Here is a 16,697-nt window from a genome sequence, read left to right as displayed (position 1 = left end):
CGGCCAGGGCACCGCCAACGGCACCCTGATCCAGCTGTACTCCTGCCACGGCGGCAACAACCAGAAGTGGACCTGGAGCTGACCCACCCCGGTTCGCCGTGACCCACCCGGTGGCGAACCCCGCTCGATGAGGTAGCACTCCGGTGCGGCGCGACGCGCCGCACCGGAGTCGCGTCTGAGCGGGCCGGGCCGGGGCTAGAGTGGCTGCGGGCCCCGTCCGGCCCGCGTGGGCGGGCTTGTCGCGGGCGGGCCGTTCGCGAGGATGGTGACGATGGACAACGGCGGGCTGATCCTGCTGATCTTCCTGGCGTTCCTGTTCGCCTGGGGGCTGAACCGCCTCCGCAAGATGCTGCGCCTCGGCCCGCTGGCCTACGCCGGTGTCATGATCACGTTCGTCATCGTGGTCCTCGCGCTCTACACCCAGACCCAGCGCTGACCGCTACCCAGCGGGCACCGCGAGTCCCGGGAGCACGATGAGCCACGCCGACGGCTGAGACCCGCCCCCGGGCGGCCCGGCACCGGGGCCACTGAGCGCCGGAAAGCGGTGCCAGGGGCGGGAGGGTCAGCGGGTCTTGGTGGAGATCTCGAACCAGACGGCCTTGCCGTCCTTGGTGGGACGCGAACCCCAGCGGCGGGCGAGCTGGTCGACGAGATAGAGCCCGCGGCCGCCCTCGTCGTTCTCGCCGGCGCTGCGGATGCGCGGCAGGCGGAGATCCTGGTCGAAGACCTCGACCCAGATGGACTCCTCGCCCCGGCGCAGCCGCAGGGTGAACTCCTTCTCGCCCGCCATCTCGTTGTCCATGCCGGGGACGTCCCACGACTCGTCGAACGGCAGCGGCGGTCCGTCCAGCACCAGCTCGCGGCGCGGGACGCCGGCGCTCGCCGCGTGCAGCACGACGTTGGTGACCACCTCGGACACCAGCAGGCAGGCCAGCTCGACGCGGTCTTCGGGCACGCCCCAGCCGGCGAACGCCTCGGAGGCCATGCGCCGCGCCTCACCCACCATGATCGGCTGAGCGGGGAAGGTGCGCTCCTCGTACTTGAGCTCCTTGGGCGCGGAACGGATGACCAGGATGGCCATGTCGTCGTCGATCTCGCCGGGGACGGCGACGGTCGCGGCGTCGGCGATGCGCTCGACCGACTCCGACGACGCCTTGCCGACCTTCTCGCACAGGACGCGCAGCACCTCGTCGTCGCTCAGCGGCGCCTCGCCGGACTCGCGGGCCGGACGCCGGTCGACCAGGCCGTCGGTGTAGAGCAGCAGACCGGCCCCGGGCGGCAGCACCCGGGTCTCCTCCTTGTACACCAGGTCGACGTGCATGCCCTTGGCGTTGACGCCGAGCGGCTGGCCGACCTCGGAGATGTCCAGCTCGGTCACCATGCCGTCGACGATCAGCAGCGGCGGGGAGTGCCCGGCGTTGGCGAACGACAACTGCCGCGACCAGGCGTCGTACACCAGGTACTGACAGGTGACGATCGGCGGGGTGCTGACGTCGGCGCCGTAGTCGTCGTGCTCGATCGGCGCGATGATGCGCGTCCACTCGTTGAGCCGGGCGAGGATGTCGGCCGGGGACTTGTCGTCCTGGGCGAAGGCGCGCAGCGCGGCGCGCAGCTGGCCCATGACGGCGGCGGCCTTGGCGCCCCGGCCCTCGACGTCGCCGATCACGATGCCGACCCGGCCGGCCGACAGCGGGATCACGTCGTACCAGTCGCCGCCGACCTGGGTCTGGATGCCCTGGCCGTGCGAGGCGAGCGGCGCGGCGGGATAGTAGCGGACCGCGATCTCCAGGCCGTCGAGCTGCGGCAGCTCGCGCGGGAGAAGGTACTTCTGGAAGGACTCGGCGGTGTGCCGCTCCTCCTCGAACAGCAGCGCGTTGTCGACGGCGATCGCGACCCGGGTGGCGATGGCCCCGACGAAGTCGCGGTCGAAGGCGTCGTAGTGCGGTGAACGCCGGTCGGTGAGGTTCGACATCGCGAGGTACATCAGGCCGAGCGTCTCGCCGCGCGCGCACAGCGGCGCGACGATCGCCGAGGTCATGCCGATCTCGCCGCAGAGCCGCCTGGACTCCTCACTGGGCGAGGGGTAGCTCATCGTCGCGAAGTCCTCGACGATGATGGTCTCCTGCCGGCGCATCGCGATCTCGGCGTAGTGGCCGGGCGGGTAGCGGATCTCGGACCCGACCGGCCGCCAGGTGCCCGGCGGGGGCGTCCAGCCCTTGACGTGGGTGGAGACCTTGCGGACCAGCCGGTCGCCCTCGGTCAGCTCGATGAAGCAGTGGTCGGCGAACTGGGGGACCAGCATCTCGGCGACGCGGTTGAGCGTCTCTTCGACGTACAGCGAGCCGGCGAGCCGCTCGCCGATGCGCTCCAGCAGGCCGAAACGGTCTTTCTCCCGCTCGTTGCTGCGCATCGCCTCGCGGGCGGTGATGACGATGCCGGTGACCGAGCCCGACGGATGGCGCAGCGGCACGGCCTGTGCCCGGACGTAGATGATCGTGCCGTCGCCGCGCGCGACGTCGAAGGTGCCCTCCCAGACACCGCCGCGCAGGACGTGCTTGGCGAGCTCGACCGCGAGGGGGTGGTCCTTCTCCATGATCCCTAAAGACAGCCCCGCCGGGTCGCCGTCGCCGGACTCCTGCGGCCGTTCGGGAGTTCCGAACAGCCGCTCGGCGAACGGGTTCCAATAGAGCACGTTGCTGAACCGGTCGGTCACGACCACGGCCATCTCGGCGTGGTCGAGGACCCGGTCAGGCGACAGGTGATCGGCCGCGTCCTGCGAGAGATCCCCCCATCGCTTCATCGGGCGGCCACCCCTCGGAGAGGGGCATGGGCAAAGGCGACCACGTGCGCTCCTGCGTGGGCCCCGGCGGCCGGACGGCGGCCGCCGGAAGGCTCGGGGAAGACGGGGCTGCGGAACAAGAGAAAGGGGAACCCCCTACTGGGATGCGACCGGACGAGCATCGGTCGGTCAGCGCCGGGAGACGAAGACATGCGCAGCGACATCTCGCGGGAACTCCGCGGGCGTGTTGTGCGCTTCATCGTCACCTGTCACCCGTACACCGTCGTCGCTCGCCGCGAGCGTCACCTCGCGTCCGGGTTGTATCCCAACTTGCTTGAGTTTAAGCATCACAGCAGGATCACTTTGCACTTGTTCGCTAATTCGCCGCACGACTACGGCTATGCCACTGGGACCGGCGAGATCGGCCATGGCGGCGATGACCTCCTCGACGGAGGAGTCGGGCCCTTCGACCCCGAGCTCGTCCAGCCCGGGGATGGGGTTGCCGTGCGGGCACACCACCGGGTTGCCGAGCAGGGTGACCAGGCGGGACTCCACCGACTCGGACATGACGTGCTCCCAGCGGCACGCCTCGACGTGCACCTCTTCCCAAGGGAGGCCGATGACCTGGGTGAGCAGGCACTCGGCCAGCCGGTGCTTGCGCATCACCCGTGTGGCGAGCGTGCGCCCGAGCGCCGTCAGGGTCAGGTGACGGTCGCCCTCGACGCGGACCAGACCGTCGCGCTCCATGCGGGCCACCGTCTGGCTGACCGTGGGGCCGCTCTGCTGCAGCCGCTCGGCGATGCGGGCCCGTAGAGGGGTGATCCCCTCCTCCTGCAGCTCGAAGATCGTGCGGAGGTACATCTCAGTGGTGTCGATCAGGCCGTGTGCGGTCAAGGCTCCTCCCCTCCAGAATTAGATGCTACGTCCGGCTCCCTGGGGTTTTGCCCGTTCGGACAGGCCGAGGACGCTCTGTTCCAGGGGCACGGACCGGTGTCCGGACAGAGCTTACGCAGACCTACCGACACAACGGCGTGAGACGGGGAACGAGCGTGGCAGCGGAAAGCAAGTGACTCCCTCTTAGGATCGCATCCTTCGCCCACTGCGTCGCCTCTACTCCGGGAAAGCCGGGGCCACCCCGCGTGCTCGCCGTCCTCCGGTCACGGCCGCACCATGGCGTCGCGCACCGCGTCGTAGCGGCGGAAGGACGCGACGCCGAGCCCGGCGACCAGGACGAGCACCGCGCACAGCAGCCCGCCGCCCGCCCAGGCGGGCACCAGCCCCACGACGCCGGCCGTCGCGCCGGCCCGCAGGTCGCCCAGGCGCGGGCCGCCGGCCACGACGACCATGAAGACCCCCTGCATGCGCCCGCGCATCTCGTCGGGGGCGTAGGTCTGCAGGATGGTCTGCCGCCAGACCGCGGACACCAGGTCGATGGCGCCGCCGACGGCGAGCAGCGTGACGATCAGCCACAGTGGCTGCGCGAAGGCCGCCGCCGCGACGGTGAGGCCCCACAGCGCGATGACGAAGGTCAGCGCGAGGCCCTGGCGGCGCACCCTGCCGACCCAGCCGGAGAACAACCCGGCCACGACGGCGCCGATCGCGAGGCTCGCGGAGAGCCAGCCGAAGGCGACCGGGGACCCGGCGAAGCGCTCGGCGGTGAGCTCGGGGTACAGGGCGCGCGGCAGCGCGAAGGCCATGGCGATGATGTCCACCACGAAGGACATCATCACGATCGGCCGCGTCGCGATGTAGCGCAGCCCGTCCACCACCGACCGCAGGCCCGGCCGGGACACCTCGCCGGTGGGGGCCAGGCGGGGCAGGCGGACGGCGGCGTAGAAGCCGGCGCCGAACAGCAGCGCGTCGATGAGGTAGGCCGTGGCGTAGTCGTACTTGGCCAGCACGACGCCGGCGAGCAGCGGTCCGAGCACGGTGCCGACGCTGCTGACCAGGAAGTTCAGTGTGTTGGCCGGCGCGACCTGCCCGGTGGGCAGCAGCCGCGGGATGATCGCGCCGCGGGTCGGGGAGGTGACGGCGAAGCCGGTCGACTGCAGGGCGACCATGACGAGCATCAGGTACACGTTGTCCAGCCGGGCCCAGGCGTGCACGAGCAGCGCCGCGGTGGAGACCCAGGCCACGACCGAGCCGAGCAGCAGCAGCCGGCGCCGGTCCACCGCGTCGGCGACGGCGCCGCCCCACAGGCCGAAGACCACGAGCGGGATGAGGTTGGCCGGGCCGAGCAGGCCGACCCACAGCGAGGACCCGGTGATGGCGTACACCTGGGCGCTGACCGCGACGGTGGTGAGCTGGAAGCCGATGAACGAGACGCCCTGGCCGACCACCAGCCGCCGGTAGGCCGGCGTGCTCAGCGGACGGGTGTCGACGGCGACCCGCTTCAGCACCGACTGCAGCACGATCGCCACTCCCCCAAGCCGGACATTTGCCAAATCTCCGGACACTTTACCCAGGTCATGGACGGTGGCCACGCCTGGGGGAGGGCGAGGGCTCAGGGGGCCAGGCGCTCCACCACCCACGAGTCGCCGGTCCGGCGGTAGCGCAGGCGGTCGTGCATGCGGTCGATCTGCCCCTGCCAGAACTCCACCTCCGACGGCACCACCCGGAAGCCGCCCCAGAAGTCGGGCAGCGGCGGATCCTCCGGCCAGCGCTCGGCGAGCCGGCCGTAGCGCTCGTCCAGCTCCTCGCGGGAGCGCACCACCGCCGATTGGCGGGAGGCCCAGGCCCCGATACGGGAGCCGTACGGGCGAGAATGGAAGTAGGCGGCGGACTCCTCTCGCGGCAGGCGCACCACGGTGCCCTCCACGCGCACCTGGCGGCGCATGGGGTGCCATGGGAAGACCAGGCAGGCGCGAGGGTTCTCCGTCAGGTCACGGCCCTTGCGCGACTCGTAGTTGGTGTAGAAGACGAAGCCTTCCTGATCATGACCCTTGAGCAGGACGGTCCTCGCGGTGGGGCGGCCCCCGGCGGAGGAGGTGGCGAGCACCATGGCGTTCGGTTCGGGAAGCCCTGCCTCGATGGCCTCGGCGAACCACGTCGCGAACTGCGCGACCGGCTCGGCCGCGAGATCGGCCTCCCGCAGCGGCTGTCCTTCGTATGTACGGCGGAGCCCCGCGAACGGCGGCGGGCTCGATGCGGCATCCACAGACCGGTATTCTTCCGCGTCCGGCACCCTGACCGAAGCGGCACCCCCTACCAGGGGGATCGCGTTTCGTCGGGCCCTCGCGGCACGGCACCCAGGCCGAGGGGGTTGAATATGACCCGCCGGTATCTCGACATCAAGGCTTTGACTTCAAGAAAGGGAGGCGGCCGAGAATGTCCGACTTCAAACCCGGACTCGAAGGCGTTGTAGCGTTCGAGACCGAGATCGCGGAACCGGACAAAGAAGGGGGCGCCCTGCGCTACAGGGGCGTCGACATCGAAGAGCTTGTCGGCCGCGTCACCTACGGTCACGTATGGGGCCTGCTGGTCGACAACAAGTTCCAGCCCGGCCTTCCCCCGGCCGAGCCGTACCCCATCCCCGTCCATTCCGGTGACATCCGCGTGGACGTCCAGGCCGCCCTGGCGATGCTGGCTCCGTCGCTCGGTTTCCGCCAGCTCCTGGACATCGACGAGGACCAGGCCCGCGACGACCTCGCCAGGGCCTCGGTGACCGCGCTGTCGTTCGTCGCCCAGTCGGCCCGCGGCCTCGGCCTGCCGATGGTCCCGCAGTCGCGGGTCGACCAGGCCAAGACGATCGTCGAGCGCTTCATGGTCCGCTGGCGCGGTGAGCCCGACCCCAAGCACGTCAAGGCCATCGACGCGTACTGGACCAGCGCGGCCGAGCACGGCATGAACGCCTCCACGTTCACCGCCCGTGTCATCGCCTCCACCGGCGCCGACGTCTCCGCCGCCCTGTCGGGTGCGGTGGGCGCCATGTCCGGCCCGCTGCACGGCGGCGCCCCGGCGCGCGTGCTGCACATGATCGAGGAGGTCGAGCGCATCGGCAGCGCCGAGACCTACGTCAAGCAGGCGCTGGACAGCGGCGAGCGGCTCATGGGCTTCGGCCACCGGGTCTACCGGGCCGAGGACCCGCGCGCCCGCGTGCTGCGCCGCACCGCCCAGGAGCTGAACGCCCCCCGGTACGAGGTGGCGTGCGCGCTGGAGAAGGCCGCCCTGGCCGAGCTGCACGCGCGCAAGCCCGACCGCGTCCTGGCCACGAACGTGGAGTTCTGGGCCGCGATCATCCTGGACTTCGCCGAGGTTCCCCCGCACATGTTCACCTCGATGTTCACCTGCGCCCGCACCGCCGGGTGGGCGGCGCACATCCTGGAGCAGAAGCGCACGGGCAGGCTCGTCCGCCCAAGCGCCAAGTACGTCGGCCCGCCGCAGCGCTCGATCGACGACGTGCCCGGTGCCGGCGAGGTCATCGGCACGATCTGACCCCCCGATACCGGCCGTCCCCCGGCGCCCGGACGCCGCCCCTCCCCCACAGGGACGGCCGCACGGACCGAAGACGCCCAACAGGGCCCGCAGCCCCCGGTTGCGGGCCTTTCGCGTGCCCAGGGGCCGTGCAGGGGCACGGGAGGGCGCCCGGCCCGCGACACGCGCACGCATCTCACGATTCGGACCGGCGGCGTGAGCACATGGAGGGCTCACTAATCTAGGTTAGGTGGCTGACATCGAGATTCCCGCTGAGCTCAAACCCGCTGACGGCCGCTTCGGCTGCGGGCCTTCCAAGGTGCGTCCCGAGCAGCTCGCCGCCCTGGCCTCCGCCGGCGCGAGCCTGATGGGCACCTCCCACCGGCAGAAGCCGGTCAAGAACCTCGTACGCCGGGTGCGCGAGGGTCTGACCGAGCTGTTCTCGCTCCCCGAGGGGTACGAGGTGGTGCTCGGCAACGGCGGTACGACGGCGTTCTGGGACATCGCCGCCTTCGGGCTCATCAGGGAGAAGTCCCAGCACCTCACCTTCGGCGAGTTCTCGTCCAAGTTCGCCTCCGTCGCCGCCAAGGCGCCCTGGCTGGGCGAGCCCACGGTGATCAAGTCCGAGGTGGGCAGCCACCCGCAGGCCACGGCCGAGGCCGGTGTGGACGTCTACGCGCTCACCCACAACGAGACCTCCACCGGTGTCGCCATGCCGATCAGGCGAGTGGGCGACGACGACTCGCTCGTGCTGGTCGACGCGACCTCCGGCGCGGGCGGCCTGCCCGTCGAGGCCGGCGAGTTCGACGTCTACTACTTCGCCCCGCAGAAGAGCTTCGCCTCCGACGGCGGCCTGTGGATCGGGCTGTTCTCGCCGCGTGCCCTGGCCCGGGTCGACGAGATCGCCGCGAGCGGGCGGTTCGTCCCCGAGTTCTTCAGCCTGCCGACCGCGATCGACAACTCGCGCAAGGACCAGACCTACAACACCCCGGCCGTGGCCACGCTGTTCCTGCTGGCCGAGCAGCTCGACTGGATGAACGGCAACGGCGGCCTGGCCTGGACCACCGCGCGCACCGCCGACTCGGCCGCCCGGCTGTACACCTGGGCGGAGAAGACCCCCTACACCACGCCGTTCGTCGCCGACCCGGCGCAGCGGTCCAACGTCGTCGGCACCATCGACTTCAGCGACGCGGTGGACGCCGCCGCGGTGGCCAAGGTGCTGCGGGCCAACGGCATCGTCGACACCGAGCCCTACCGCAAGCTCGGCCGCAACCAGCTTCGCGTCGCGATGTTCCCGGCCATCGACCCGGCCGACATCGAGGCGCTGACCGCCTGCGTCGACCACGTGGTCGAGCGGCTCTGACCGCTCCCGGCGCCCCGCCCCCGGCCGTTCAGGTCGTGGGCGGGGGCACCCACCCGGGCCCGGGCAGGTGCGGGCTCTCACCGGTGCGGCGGGCGAGCTCCTCCAGCAGGCGCAGCGCGTCGTCCAGGTCGACGCTCCGCGCGAAGCACGACAGCACCGGGGCCCGGTCGTCGGTCTCGGCCAGGGCGGCCAGCATGGCCGCGGTGACGTGCTCGTCGCGCGAGCGCCGCGCCCAGTAGCGGAACGCCTTGCGCTCGGCGGCGCGGCCGAGCAGTCCTTTGCGGACGAGCCGCTCCGCGACGGTCTGCACGGTGGTGTAGGCGAGAGATTTGCCGGCGCGGGCGTTGAGCGCGCTCTGCACCTCGCGCACGAGCAGAGGCTCCGCGGAGTCCCAGAGCACTTCCATGATGGCGCGCTCCAACGTCCCCAGGACGAACACGCCGGAATTGGCGCGCACCGGACCGTCCGGCGTCCGGGATATTCGTCCTTCGGTGGTCACCCCGGCGTCACCGCGCGCTTCCTGCGCCGCAGCGTCCAGGCGGCGATCACTCCGCCGACCAGCCCGAACAGGTGGGCCTGCCAGGAGATGCCGGGCTGGCCGGGCAGCACACCCTCGATGAGCGAGTAGTACAGGACGGCGACGCCGACGCCGAGCGCGATGTCCAGCGGGTGCCGGTCGAACAGTCCGCGCGTCACGACGTAGCCGAAGTAGCCGAAGACCAGGCCGCTCGCGCCGAGAGTGATGCCGGGCGGGCTGATCAGCCACACGCCGGCTCCGCTCACCACGATGATGATCAGGCTGGCCAGGGTGAAGCGTCCCAGGCCGCGCAGGGCGGCGAGGAACCCGAGGATGGCCAGTGGCACGGTGTTGGCCATGAGGTGGCCGAAGCCCGCGTGCAGGAAGGGCGCGAACAGGATGCCGCTCAGCCCGTTCACATCGTGCGGGCGGATCCCGTACTGGTCGAGGTTCTCCGGGAGGATGTAGTCGGCGATCTCGACGGCCCATTCGGCGCCCACCAGCAGGGCGATGACGATGGCCGCGCCGAGGGCCCCGGTGGCGAGGTCGACGAGCCGCCGCCGCACCACCTGGCCCGTGGAGGCGGCGGGCGTTCCTGCTCTGGTCGCGTAGTCGTTCATCGGTCTCCTCGCGATCGCGGGCTGGAACGCTTTTTGCTCTCCCTTTACCGTAAGCTCCGCGGGTTTAACCCGCGATTTCCCCGCCACGCGAAAGGCGCATGTCCGCGCGGGACATGCGCCTTCCGGGACCGGTGGGACGCCAGGTCACTCCCCGGTCCAGCGGGGCGCGCGCTTCTCGGCGAACGCCGCGGCGCCCTCCATGGCGTCCTTGGACCCGAACACCGGGTTCATGATCTCCGCCTGGCGAGCGAACATCTCGTCCAGCGGCCAGTCGGCCGACTCGACCATGATCCGCTTGGTCGCGAGCAGCGACAGCGGGGCGTTGGCGGCGATCTTGGCGGCGAACTCCTTGGCCGCCGCCAGCGCGCCGCCCGCCGGGGTGACCTGGTTGACCAGGCCCAGCTCCCGCAGGCGCGCCGCCGGATAGAAGTCGCCGGTGAGGGCGATCTCCATGGCGACGTGGTAGGGGATGCGACGCGGCAGGCGCATCACGCCGCCCGCGCCGGCCATCAGGCCGCGCTTGGGCTCCGGCAGGCCGAACTTGGCCTCCTCGGAGGCGATGACGATGTCACAGGACAGCACCAGCTCGAAGCCGCCGGCCAGCGCGTAGCCCTCGACGGCGGCCACGATCGGCTTCTTCGGCGGCGCCTCGACGATGCCGCCGAAGCCGCGCCCCTCGACCGCGGGGAAATCTCCGCTGAGAAACCCCTTGAGGTCCATGCCGGCGGAGAAGTTCCCGCCCGCGCCGGTCAGGACGTACGCCGAGACGTCCTTGCGTTCCTCCAGCTCGTCCAGCGCCGCCACCATCGCGCGCGCGACGGCGCCGTTGATGGCGTTCCTGGCCTGCGGCCGGTTGATCGTGATGACGGCGACACCGCCGTCCACCTCGACGAGAAGCTCGTCAGACACGCTGTACCTCCGGTTCGCGGTTGGCGGGGCTCACTTGGGCTGGAAGCGGATTCCGCCGTCGAAGCGGATGACCTCGCCGTTCATGTAGTCGTTCTCGACCAGGGCCCGCACCAGGTGGCCGAACTCCGACGCCCGGCCCATCCGCTTGGGGAACGGCACCGGCGCCGACAGCTTGGCCTTGAACGCCTCGGCCTCCGGCCCGGAGCCGTAGATGGGCGTGTCGATGATGCCGGGGCAGATGGTGAGCACCCGGACACCGACGGCGGCCAGGTCGCGTGCCGCGGGCAGGGTCATGCCGATGATGCCGCCCTTGGAGGCGGAGTAGGCGACCTGGCCGGTCTGCCCCTCGATGCCGGCCACCGACGCGGTGTTGACCACCACGCCGCGCTGGCCGTCGGCGTCCACCGGCTCGGTCCTCGCCATGGCCGCCGCGCCGATGCGCATGAGGTTGAAGGTGCCGATCAGGTTGATGTCGATCACCTTGCGGTAGCTCGCCAGGTCGTGCGGCGAGCCGTCCCTGGCCACGGTGCGCGCGGCCCAGCCGATGCCCGCGCTGTTGACGACCGCCCGCAAGGGCTTGCCGGTCGCGACGGCGGCGTCCACGGCCGCCTGCACCGAGGACTCGTCGGCGACGTCGGTCTGTACGAAGAGGCCGCCGAGCTCGTCGGCGATGGCCTTGCCCCGCTCGGCGTTCAGGTCGGCGACCACGACGGTCGCGCCCGCGCCCGCGAGCTCACGGGCCGTGGCCTCGCCGAGGCCGCTGGCGCCGCCTGAGATGATTGCTGCTGCTCCGTTCAGGTCCATATCCCGGACCCTAACCGGCGACCGAATGAAGTTCTACTCGGGGTGGCTCAAATCTCGGCCGAGATCGCCGCCTCGACGTCCGGATAGACCTTGATGCGCCGGTCGAGCCCGGTGGTGCGCAGGATGCGGGCCACCGGAGCCTGCGGGGCCGCCAGCGCGACCCCGCCTCCTTCGCCGGTGGCCAGGCGCCAGGCCTCGATGAGCACCGACAGGCCACTCGAATCCATGAAGGAGAGCTCGCCGAGGTCGAGCACCAGGTGACTGCTGTCCTGCTTGATCGCGTCACGGACCTCGTCGCGCAGGAACGGCGCCGTGAACAGGTCGAGCTCGCCTTCGACAGCCACGACGACGGCATCCCCGAACGCGCGCCGCGCGAGTCGTAGCTTCATGTGAACCTCCTTGCGGGGCCCACTTTACTTCGCCGGGGCCCCGTTCAAGATGGCGCTACGGAACATCGGCGTATCGAACGCCCCTGCTCCTGCCGGGAAACCCGCCCGTAGCCGGACGTCCCGGGCCGGTCAGTGCGGCTGCGGGGTGACCGCGAAGCCGAAGGGCAGCTCCAGGCGGTGCGCCGCGAGCAGGTCCGCGTCGGCCAGGATGTCCCGCGTCGGCCCGTCGGCCGCGATGACCCCTCCCGACAGGATGAGCGAGCGTTCGCACAGCTCCAGGGCGTAGGGCAGGTCGTGGGTGACCATCAGCACCGTGACGTCCAGCGAGCGCAGGATCTCGGCCAGCTCGCGCCGCGAGGCCGGGTCGAGGTTGGACGAGGGCTCGTCCAGCACGATGATCTCGGGCTGCATGGCCAGCACGGTGGCCACCGCCACCCTGCGGCGCTGGCCGAACGACAGGTGGTGCGGCGGCCGGTCGATGACCTCCAGCAGGCCCACCTGCTGCAGGGCCTCCTTCACCCGCAGGTCCAGCTCGAAGCCCCGCACGCCGAGGTTGGCCGGGCCGAAGGCGACGTCCTCGCGGACGGTGGGCATGAACAGCTGGTCGTCGGGGTCCTGGAACACCAGGCCCACCCGGCGGCGGATCTCGGCCAGCGAGTCCTTGCGCACCGGCAGGCCGGCCACCTCGACCGTGCCGTGCCCGGCGGTCAGGATGCCGTTCAGGTGCATGACCAGGGTGGTCTTGCCCGCGCCGTTCGGGCCGAGCAGGGCCACCCGCTCGCCCCGCCCGATGGTCAGGTCGACGCCGTACAGCGCCTGGGTGCCGTCGGGGTAGGCGTAGGCCAGTTCGCTGACGCGCAGGGACGGTGGCGGCTTGCTCACGAGACGCTCCAGGAGAGAACGGCCGTCGCGAGCGCGGCGGCCGGCAGCGACGCGGCGGTCGCCCAGTTGCGCGCCGTGGCGCGCAGGTCGTCGATGACGGGCATGGAGCCGGTGTACCCCCTGCTCAGCATGGCCAGGTGCACCCGCTCGCCGCGCTCGTAGGAGCGGATGAACAGCGCGCCCGCCGACTTGGCGATGACCGGCAGGTGCCGCACGTCGCGCGCCGTGAACCCGCGCGACTCGCGGGCGACGCGCATGCGGCGCATCTCGTCCAGGATCACGTCCATGTAGCGGAGCATGAACATGGCGATCTGCACGAGCGTCTGCGGCAGGCGCAGCCGCTGCGCGCCGAGCAGCATGGCCCGCGGCTCGGTGGTGGCCGCCAGCAGGATGCTCGCCACGACGCCGAGGGTGGCCTTGGCCAGGATGTTCCAGGCCGACCACAGCCCTTCGGCGCTGAGCGAGAGGCCGAGCACCTCCACCCGCTCGCCCAGGCCGATGATCGGCAGTGCCACCGCGAAGACCACGAACGGCACCTCGATCACCATGCGCCGCAGCAGGAACCGGGCCGGGACCCGCGCCACCGCGGCGACGGCGGCCAGCAGCAGCGCGTACACCCCGAAGGCCCAGAACGCCTCCCTGGGGGTGGCGACCACGACCACGGCGAACGCGGCGACGGCCGGCAGCTTGCAGTGCGGCGGCAGCCGGTGGACGACCGTGTCGCCCGGCCGGTAGAGCTGGTGGGTGTGCCCGGCGCCCATTACGCGGTGATCTTCTCGCCGTCGTGCGCGCCCTCGAGCCCGCCTTGCCGGTCGCGGCGGCGCACCGCGTAGAAGATGGCCCCGCCGGCGGCCACGGTGATGGCGACGCCGGCGATCCCCGCGATGCCCACCGCCAGCCGCTCGTCCTGGACCCCCTTGACGCCGTAGTCGGACAGCGGCGAGTCGCCGAGCGCGTGGTCCTGCTCGCCGGCGTTGAACCCCTTGTCCCCGGCGACCCGCTCCAGGCCGTCGGGGCTGCTGGAGGCGTAGAAGGACACCACTCCCGCGAGCAGGACGGTCACCAGCGCGCCGCCGATGAGCAGCGGGCGAAGGCCGCGGGCCGGGGAGGGGGCGGCCGGCTCCCCGGTCACCTCGGTGGTGCCGCCGCCGGCGGTGCGCAGCACCAGCTTGGCGCGCAGGCCGCGGGCCCCGTACACCAGGTCGGGCCGCACGGCGAGCACGCTGCTGATGGTCAGCGCGGTGATCAGTCCCTCGCCGAGGCCGATGAGGACGTGCACGCCGCCCATGGCGAGGGCCACCGAGGTGACGTCGATCGGGGCGGTGCCGCCGATCCAGAACAGCAGGGTGAAGACCAGCGCGGCCACCGGCACCGAGACGGCGGCGCCGACGAACGCGGCGACCGGGATGACGGCCCTGCTGCGCGGGACGGCCCGTGTGATCAGGCGGAACACCGCCCACCCGACGACCGCGGTGACGATGGCCATGATGGTGATGTTGATCCCGAGCGCGGTGAGGCCGCCGTCCGCGAAGAAGAACCCCTGGACGAGAAGCACCACCGCGACGCACAACACGGCTGTGTACGGCCCGACGAGCACCGCGGCCAGCGTGCCGCCCAGCAGGTGCCCGCTGGTGCCGGCCGCGACCGGGAAGTTGAGCATCTGCACGGCGAAGATGAAGGCGGCGACCAGGCCGGCCATCGGCGCCGTGCGGTCGTCGAGTTCGCGGCGGGCGCCGCGAAGGCACACGGCGAGGCCGGCGGCGGCGAAGGCCCCCGCGCCGAGGGAGACGGCCGCGTTGAAGAAACCATCTGGTACGTGCACCAGATCCTCCAGAAGTCCGAGTCGAGCCAACTCTAAGCCATCGGCTTGTAGCTGCAATAGTTTGGCAAGAAGGACCGGAACGCTGGGGACGCTCCCCGTTCGCGATAAGGGGTACCCCCCTGCCCGCTTGGTCCGGAAACCACGTCAGGCGTGGTCACCCGTACCCCTACCCCCTATGAAGGACCGCCGCCCGGCACCTTCCGCCGACCGGCCGGACACCCGCCGAGGGCTGGACGACGGGTCCAGGGCCACGGGCAGGCGGCGGGCGCGTTGGTCAACGGCCGATGCGGACGGCGCGCCGGACCACCGCGCGAGGACCACGGGCCAGGACGGTGACCACCAGCTTGCGCCGGATCTTGGACGCGCGTGGCGTGGCCGTCCAGCGCCTGCGCCCGCGCCACCAGGTCGTCCCCGCGCCGAGCACCGCCGGCTCGGCCTCGCCCACCTGCACCGGGTAGCGCAGCGGAGGACCGCCGAGGTCGAGCTCCAACTCGGCCTCCCAGACGCCCTGCGCGTCGAGCGCGGCCGTGGCGCTGAACCTCGACTCCCCCGCCGCCGACACCGCGACCCGTCGTTCGTGCCCGGAGGAACGCTCCCGCCAGATCACCTGCCTGGCCGACCGTGCGGCGGGGCACCCGGAGCCGACGACGACCGTACCCTCGATCGTCACCGTCCCCTTGCCGCCCCACACGGCGCGGGTCAGCCGCACCGAGGCCGGCACCGGCGCCTTGTGGCCGCCGATGTCGATGGTGAGGTTGCCGTGCGGGCGGGTGAAGTAGGGCACCGCGACGGCGCCCGGTAACCGGGGCTCCGGGCAGGCCACCCCCGCGTCGCGGTCGGCGCCGAACCGCGCGGTCCGGCGCACCCCTTCGCAGGCGAGCACGACGTACATGTCCCACACGCCGGGCGGCAGCCGCGAGACCTCGACGGTCCCGGCGAAGACGTCGGCCACCGCGGTCACCGGCACCCGGCGCTCGGCGGAGGTGGAGCGTTCCCGCAGGAGCAGGCCGACGGCGACGCCGTTCCAGGAGTCGGACAGCGAGGCGCGGCCGGAGACCTCCAGGCGGTCGCCGCGCCACGCAAGGGCGGTCAGCCGGCGCCGCACGGTGGCGGCCTCGACCTGGGCGAGCCGGACCAGCCGGGCGGTGTCGCCGAGCGAGGCGGCCCGCAGCCGGTCGATCGGGCGCAGCCGGTCGAGCACCCCGTCGGTCAGCCAGGCGGCGCACATGCCGGACACCTCGGCGGTGATCGCCCGGCGGGTGGCGGGGTCGGCCGCCAGGAACGGCGCGCCGAGCTGGTCGAGGATGTCGAAGCGGAAGTGGCGGCGCAGGAGATGGTCGCGCAGCCGCCCCTCGGGGACGTGCCGCGTCATCAGCTCGATCGGCGTACGGATCATGCGCAGCCAGGCGAGCGGGTCGCGGCTGCCCGGCTCCTGCATGATGCTGGTGCCGTCCGGGCGGGCGACCAGGTGGTAGCAGTCGTGGTCGGCGACCACCGAGATCGTGCGGGCGTGGCAGTACGCGTGGACCGAGAAGACGATGTCCTCCCCCACGCGCAGCGACTCGTCGAAGCGGATCCGGTGGCGGGTGAGCAACTCGCGGCGGAAGAGCTTGAAGCAGGTCAGGACGTTGTACACGGTGGTCTCGGCGAGCGGCGCGTGGTCGCGGTTCTCCCGGAACATCGAGGTCGGGACCCTGCGGCCGTGCCCCACCATCTTGCCCAGCACGATGTCCGCGTCGTTGCGCTCGGCCATCGCGAGCATGCGCTGCAGCGCCTCGGGGCCGAGGTGGTCGTCGGCGTCACAGAAGAAGACATAGCGGCCGACGGAGTGGGCGATCGCGCGGTTGCGCGGCCCGGCGGCCCCGCCGGAGGCCTGTTGGTACCAGACCCGGATCTCCGGGAACCGCGCGGCGTAGTCGGCCAGCAGGTCGCGGCTGCCGTCGGTGGAGCCGTCGTCCACGACGACGATCTCTTTGCTCACCGCCTGGGTGAGCAAAGAGCTGAGGCAGCGCTCGAGGTAGGGGCGGCAGTTGTGGACGGGCACCACGATGCTCACGTCGACATGCCGACTACTTTCCGTCTTCATTGCGATTCATTATGTAACCGCTGACGGTGGCGTGGTGCGGCAAACGCCGCGTTGGTGGTTCACCGACTTCCCCGCGGGTCACCTGCGTAATTCCATGAGCTGGCTTATTACCT

16 protein-coding genes are annotated in these 16,697 nt (G+C 71.5%); 3 read left to right on the top strand and 13 right to left on the bottom strand.

Features of this window, described 5'->3' with window-relative positions:
* Positions 1-271 precede the first annotated feature (271 nt).
* Positions 272-436 carry a hypothetical protein gene (locus tag IEY93_RS20675; protein WP_189164741.1) on the top strand — a complete coding sequence of 55 codons (165 nt, stop codon included), beginning with the start codon at positions 272-274 and terminating at the stop codon, positions 434-436.
* Positions 437-562: 126 nt separating this feature from the next.
* On the opposite strand, the gene IEY93_RS20670 is transcribed toward IEY93_RS20675, so the two are convergent.
* From IEY93_RS20670 to pdxH, 4 genes are all read right to left on the bottom strand, one after another.
* Positions 563-2,800 carry an ATP-binding SpoIIE family protein phosphatase gene (locus IEY93_RS20670; RefSeq protein ID WP_189164740.1) on the bottom strand — a complete coding sequence of 746 codons (2,238 nt, stop codon included), beginning with the start codon at positions 2,798-2,800 and terminating at the stop codon, positions 563-565.
* 168 nt (positions 2,801-2,968) lie between these two features.
* Positions 2,969-3,673, bottom strand: a complete 705-nt coding sequence (locus tag IEY93_RS20665; RefSeq protein ID WP_189164739.1) for an iron-dependent transcriptional repressor DtxR — start codon at positions 3,671-3,673, stop codon at positions 2,969-2,971.
* Between the two features lie 263 nt (positions 3,674-3,936).
* Complete coding sequence (locus IEY93_RS20660) at positions 3,937-5,199, bottom strand: MFS transporter (RefSeq protein WP_229691307.1); 1,263 nt, start codon at positions 5,197-5,199, stop codon at positions 3,937-3,939.
* Positions 5,200-5,282: 83 nt separating this feature from the next.
* Positions 5,283-5,936: a pyridoxamine 5'-phosphate oxidase gene (gene pdxH, locus IEY93_RS20655; protein ID WP_189164738.1), complete on the bottom strand. Its 654-nt coding sequence runs from the start codon at positions 5,934-5,936 to the stop codon at positions 5,283-5,285.
* Positions 5,937-6,106: 170 nt separating this feature from the next.
* Here pdxH and IEY93_RS20650 point away from each other — a divergent pair, with 170 nt between their 5' ends.
* Entirely contained in the window at positions 6,107-7,213 is a 1,107-nt protein-coding gene (locus IEY93_RS20650) for a citrate synthase 2 (RefSeq protein WP_189164737.1), read from the top strand.
* A 229-nt stretch (positions 7,214-7,442) separates the two neighbouring features.
* On the top strand, positions 7,443-8,555 hold the full coding sequence (serC, locus tag IEY93_RS20645; protein WP_189164736.1) for a phosphoserine transaminase: 1,113 nt from the start codon (positions 7,443-7,445) through the stop codon (positions 8,553-8,555).
* 28 nt (positions 8,556-8,583) lie between these two features.
* On the opposite strand, the gene IEY93_RS20640 is transcribed toward serC, so the two are convergent.
* From IEY93_RS20640 to IEY93_RS20600, 9 genes are all read right to left on the bottom strand, one after another.
* Positions 8,584-9,012 (bottom strand): BlaI/MecI/CopY family transcriptional regulator, encoded by a 429-nt coding sequence (locus IEY93_RS20640; protein WP_203968739.1) that lies wholly within the window; start codon positions 9,010-9,012, stop codon positions 8,584-8,586.
* A gap of 38 nt (positions 9,013-9,050) precedes the next feature.
* A complete protein-coding gene (locus tag IEY93_RS20635; RefSeq protein WP_189164735.1) occupies positions 9,051-9,692 on the bottom strand; it encodes a rhomboid family intramembrane serine protease in 642 nt (213 codons plus the stop codon).
* 144 nt (positions 9,693-9,836) lie between these two features.
* Positions 9,837-10,601 carry a crotonase/enoyl-CoA hydratase family protein gene (locus IEY93_RS20630; RefSeq protein ID WP_189164734.1) on the bottom strand — a complete coding sequence of 255 codons (765 nt, stop codon included), beginning with the start codon at positions 10,599-10,601 and terminating at the stop codon, positions 9,837-9,839.
* 30 nt (positions 10,602-10,631) lie between these two features.
* Entirely contained in the window at positions 10,632-11,405 is a 774-nt protein-coding gene (locus IEY93_RS20625) for an SDR family NAD(P)-dependent oxidoreductase (RefSeq protein WP_189164733.1), read from the bottom strand.
* Positions 11,406-11,452: 47 nt separating this feature from the next.
* A complete protein-coding gene (locus IEY93_RS20620) occupies positions 11,453-11,794 on the bottom strand; it encodes an STAS domain-containing protein (RefSeq protein WP_189164732.1) in 342 nt (113 codons plus the stop codon).
* Between the two features lie 129 nt (positions 11,795-11,923).
* Positions 11,924-12,676, bottom strand: coding sequence for an energy-coupling factor ABC transporter ATP-binding protein (locus IEY93_RS20615; protein ID WP_203968738.1), 753 nt, complete (start codon positions 12,674-12,676; stop codon positions 11,924-11,926).
* On the bottom strand, positions 12,673-13,437 hold the full coding sequence (gene cbiQ / locus IEY93_RS20610) for a cobalt ECF transporter T component CbiQ (RefSeq protein WP_189164731.1): 765 nt from the start codon (positions 13,435-13,437) through the stop codon (positions 12,673-12,675). Before cbiQ ends, IEY93_RS20615 begins: the two co-directional genes overlap by 4 nt.
* Entirely contained in the window at positions 13,437-14,498 is a 1,062-nt protein-coding gene (locus IEY93_RS20605; protein WP_189164730.1) for an energy-coupling factor ABC transporter permease, read from the bottom strand. The genes cbiQ and IEY93_RS20605 overlap by 1 nt, the downstream gene beginning before the upstream one ends.
* Positions 14,499-14,772: 274 nt before the next feature.
* Positions 14,773-16,584 carry a glycosyltransferase family 2 protein gene (locus IEY93_RS20600; RefSeq protein WP_189164729.1) on the bottom strand — a complete coding sequence of 604 codons (1,812 nt, stop codon included), beginning with the start codon at positions 16,582-16,584 and terminating at the stop codon, positions 14,773-14,775.
* Positions 16,585-16,697: the final 113 nt, after the last annotated feature.

Origin of the sequence: Sphaerisporangium melleum (genome assembly GCF_014646695.1) — a bacterium.
GTDB lineage: Bacteria > Actinomycetota > Actinomycetes > Streptosporangiales > Streptosporangiaceae > Sphaerisporangium > Sphaerisporangium melleum.
The sequence above is the reverse complement of the archived record's forward strand: the minus strand, read 5'-3'. Positions and strand labels throughout refer to the sequence as shown.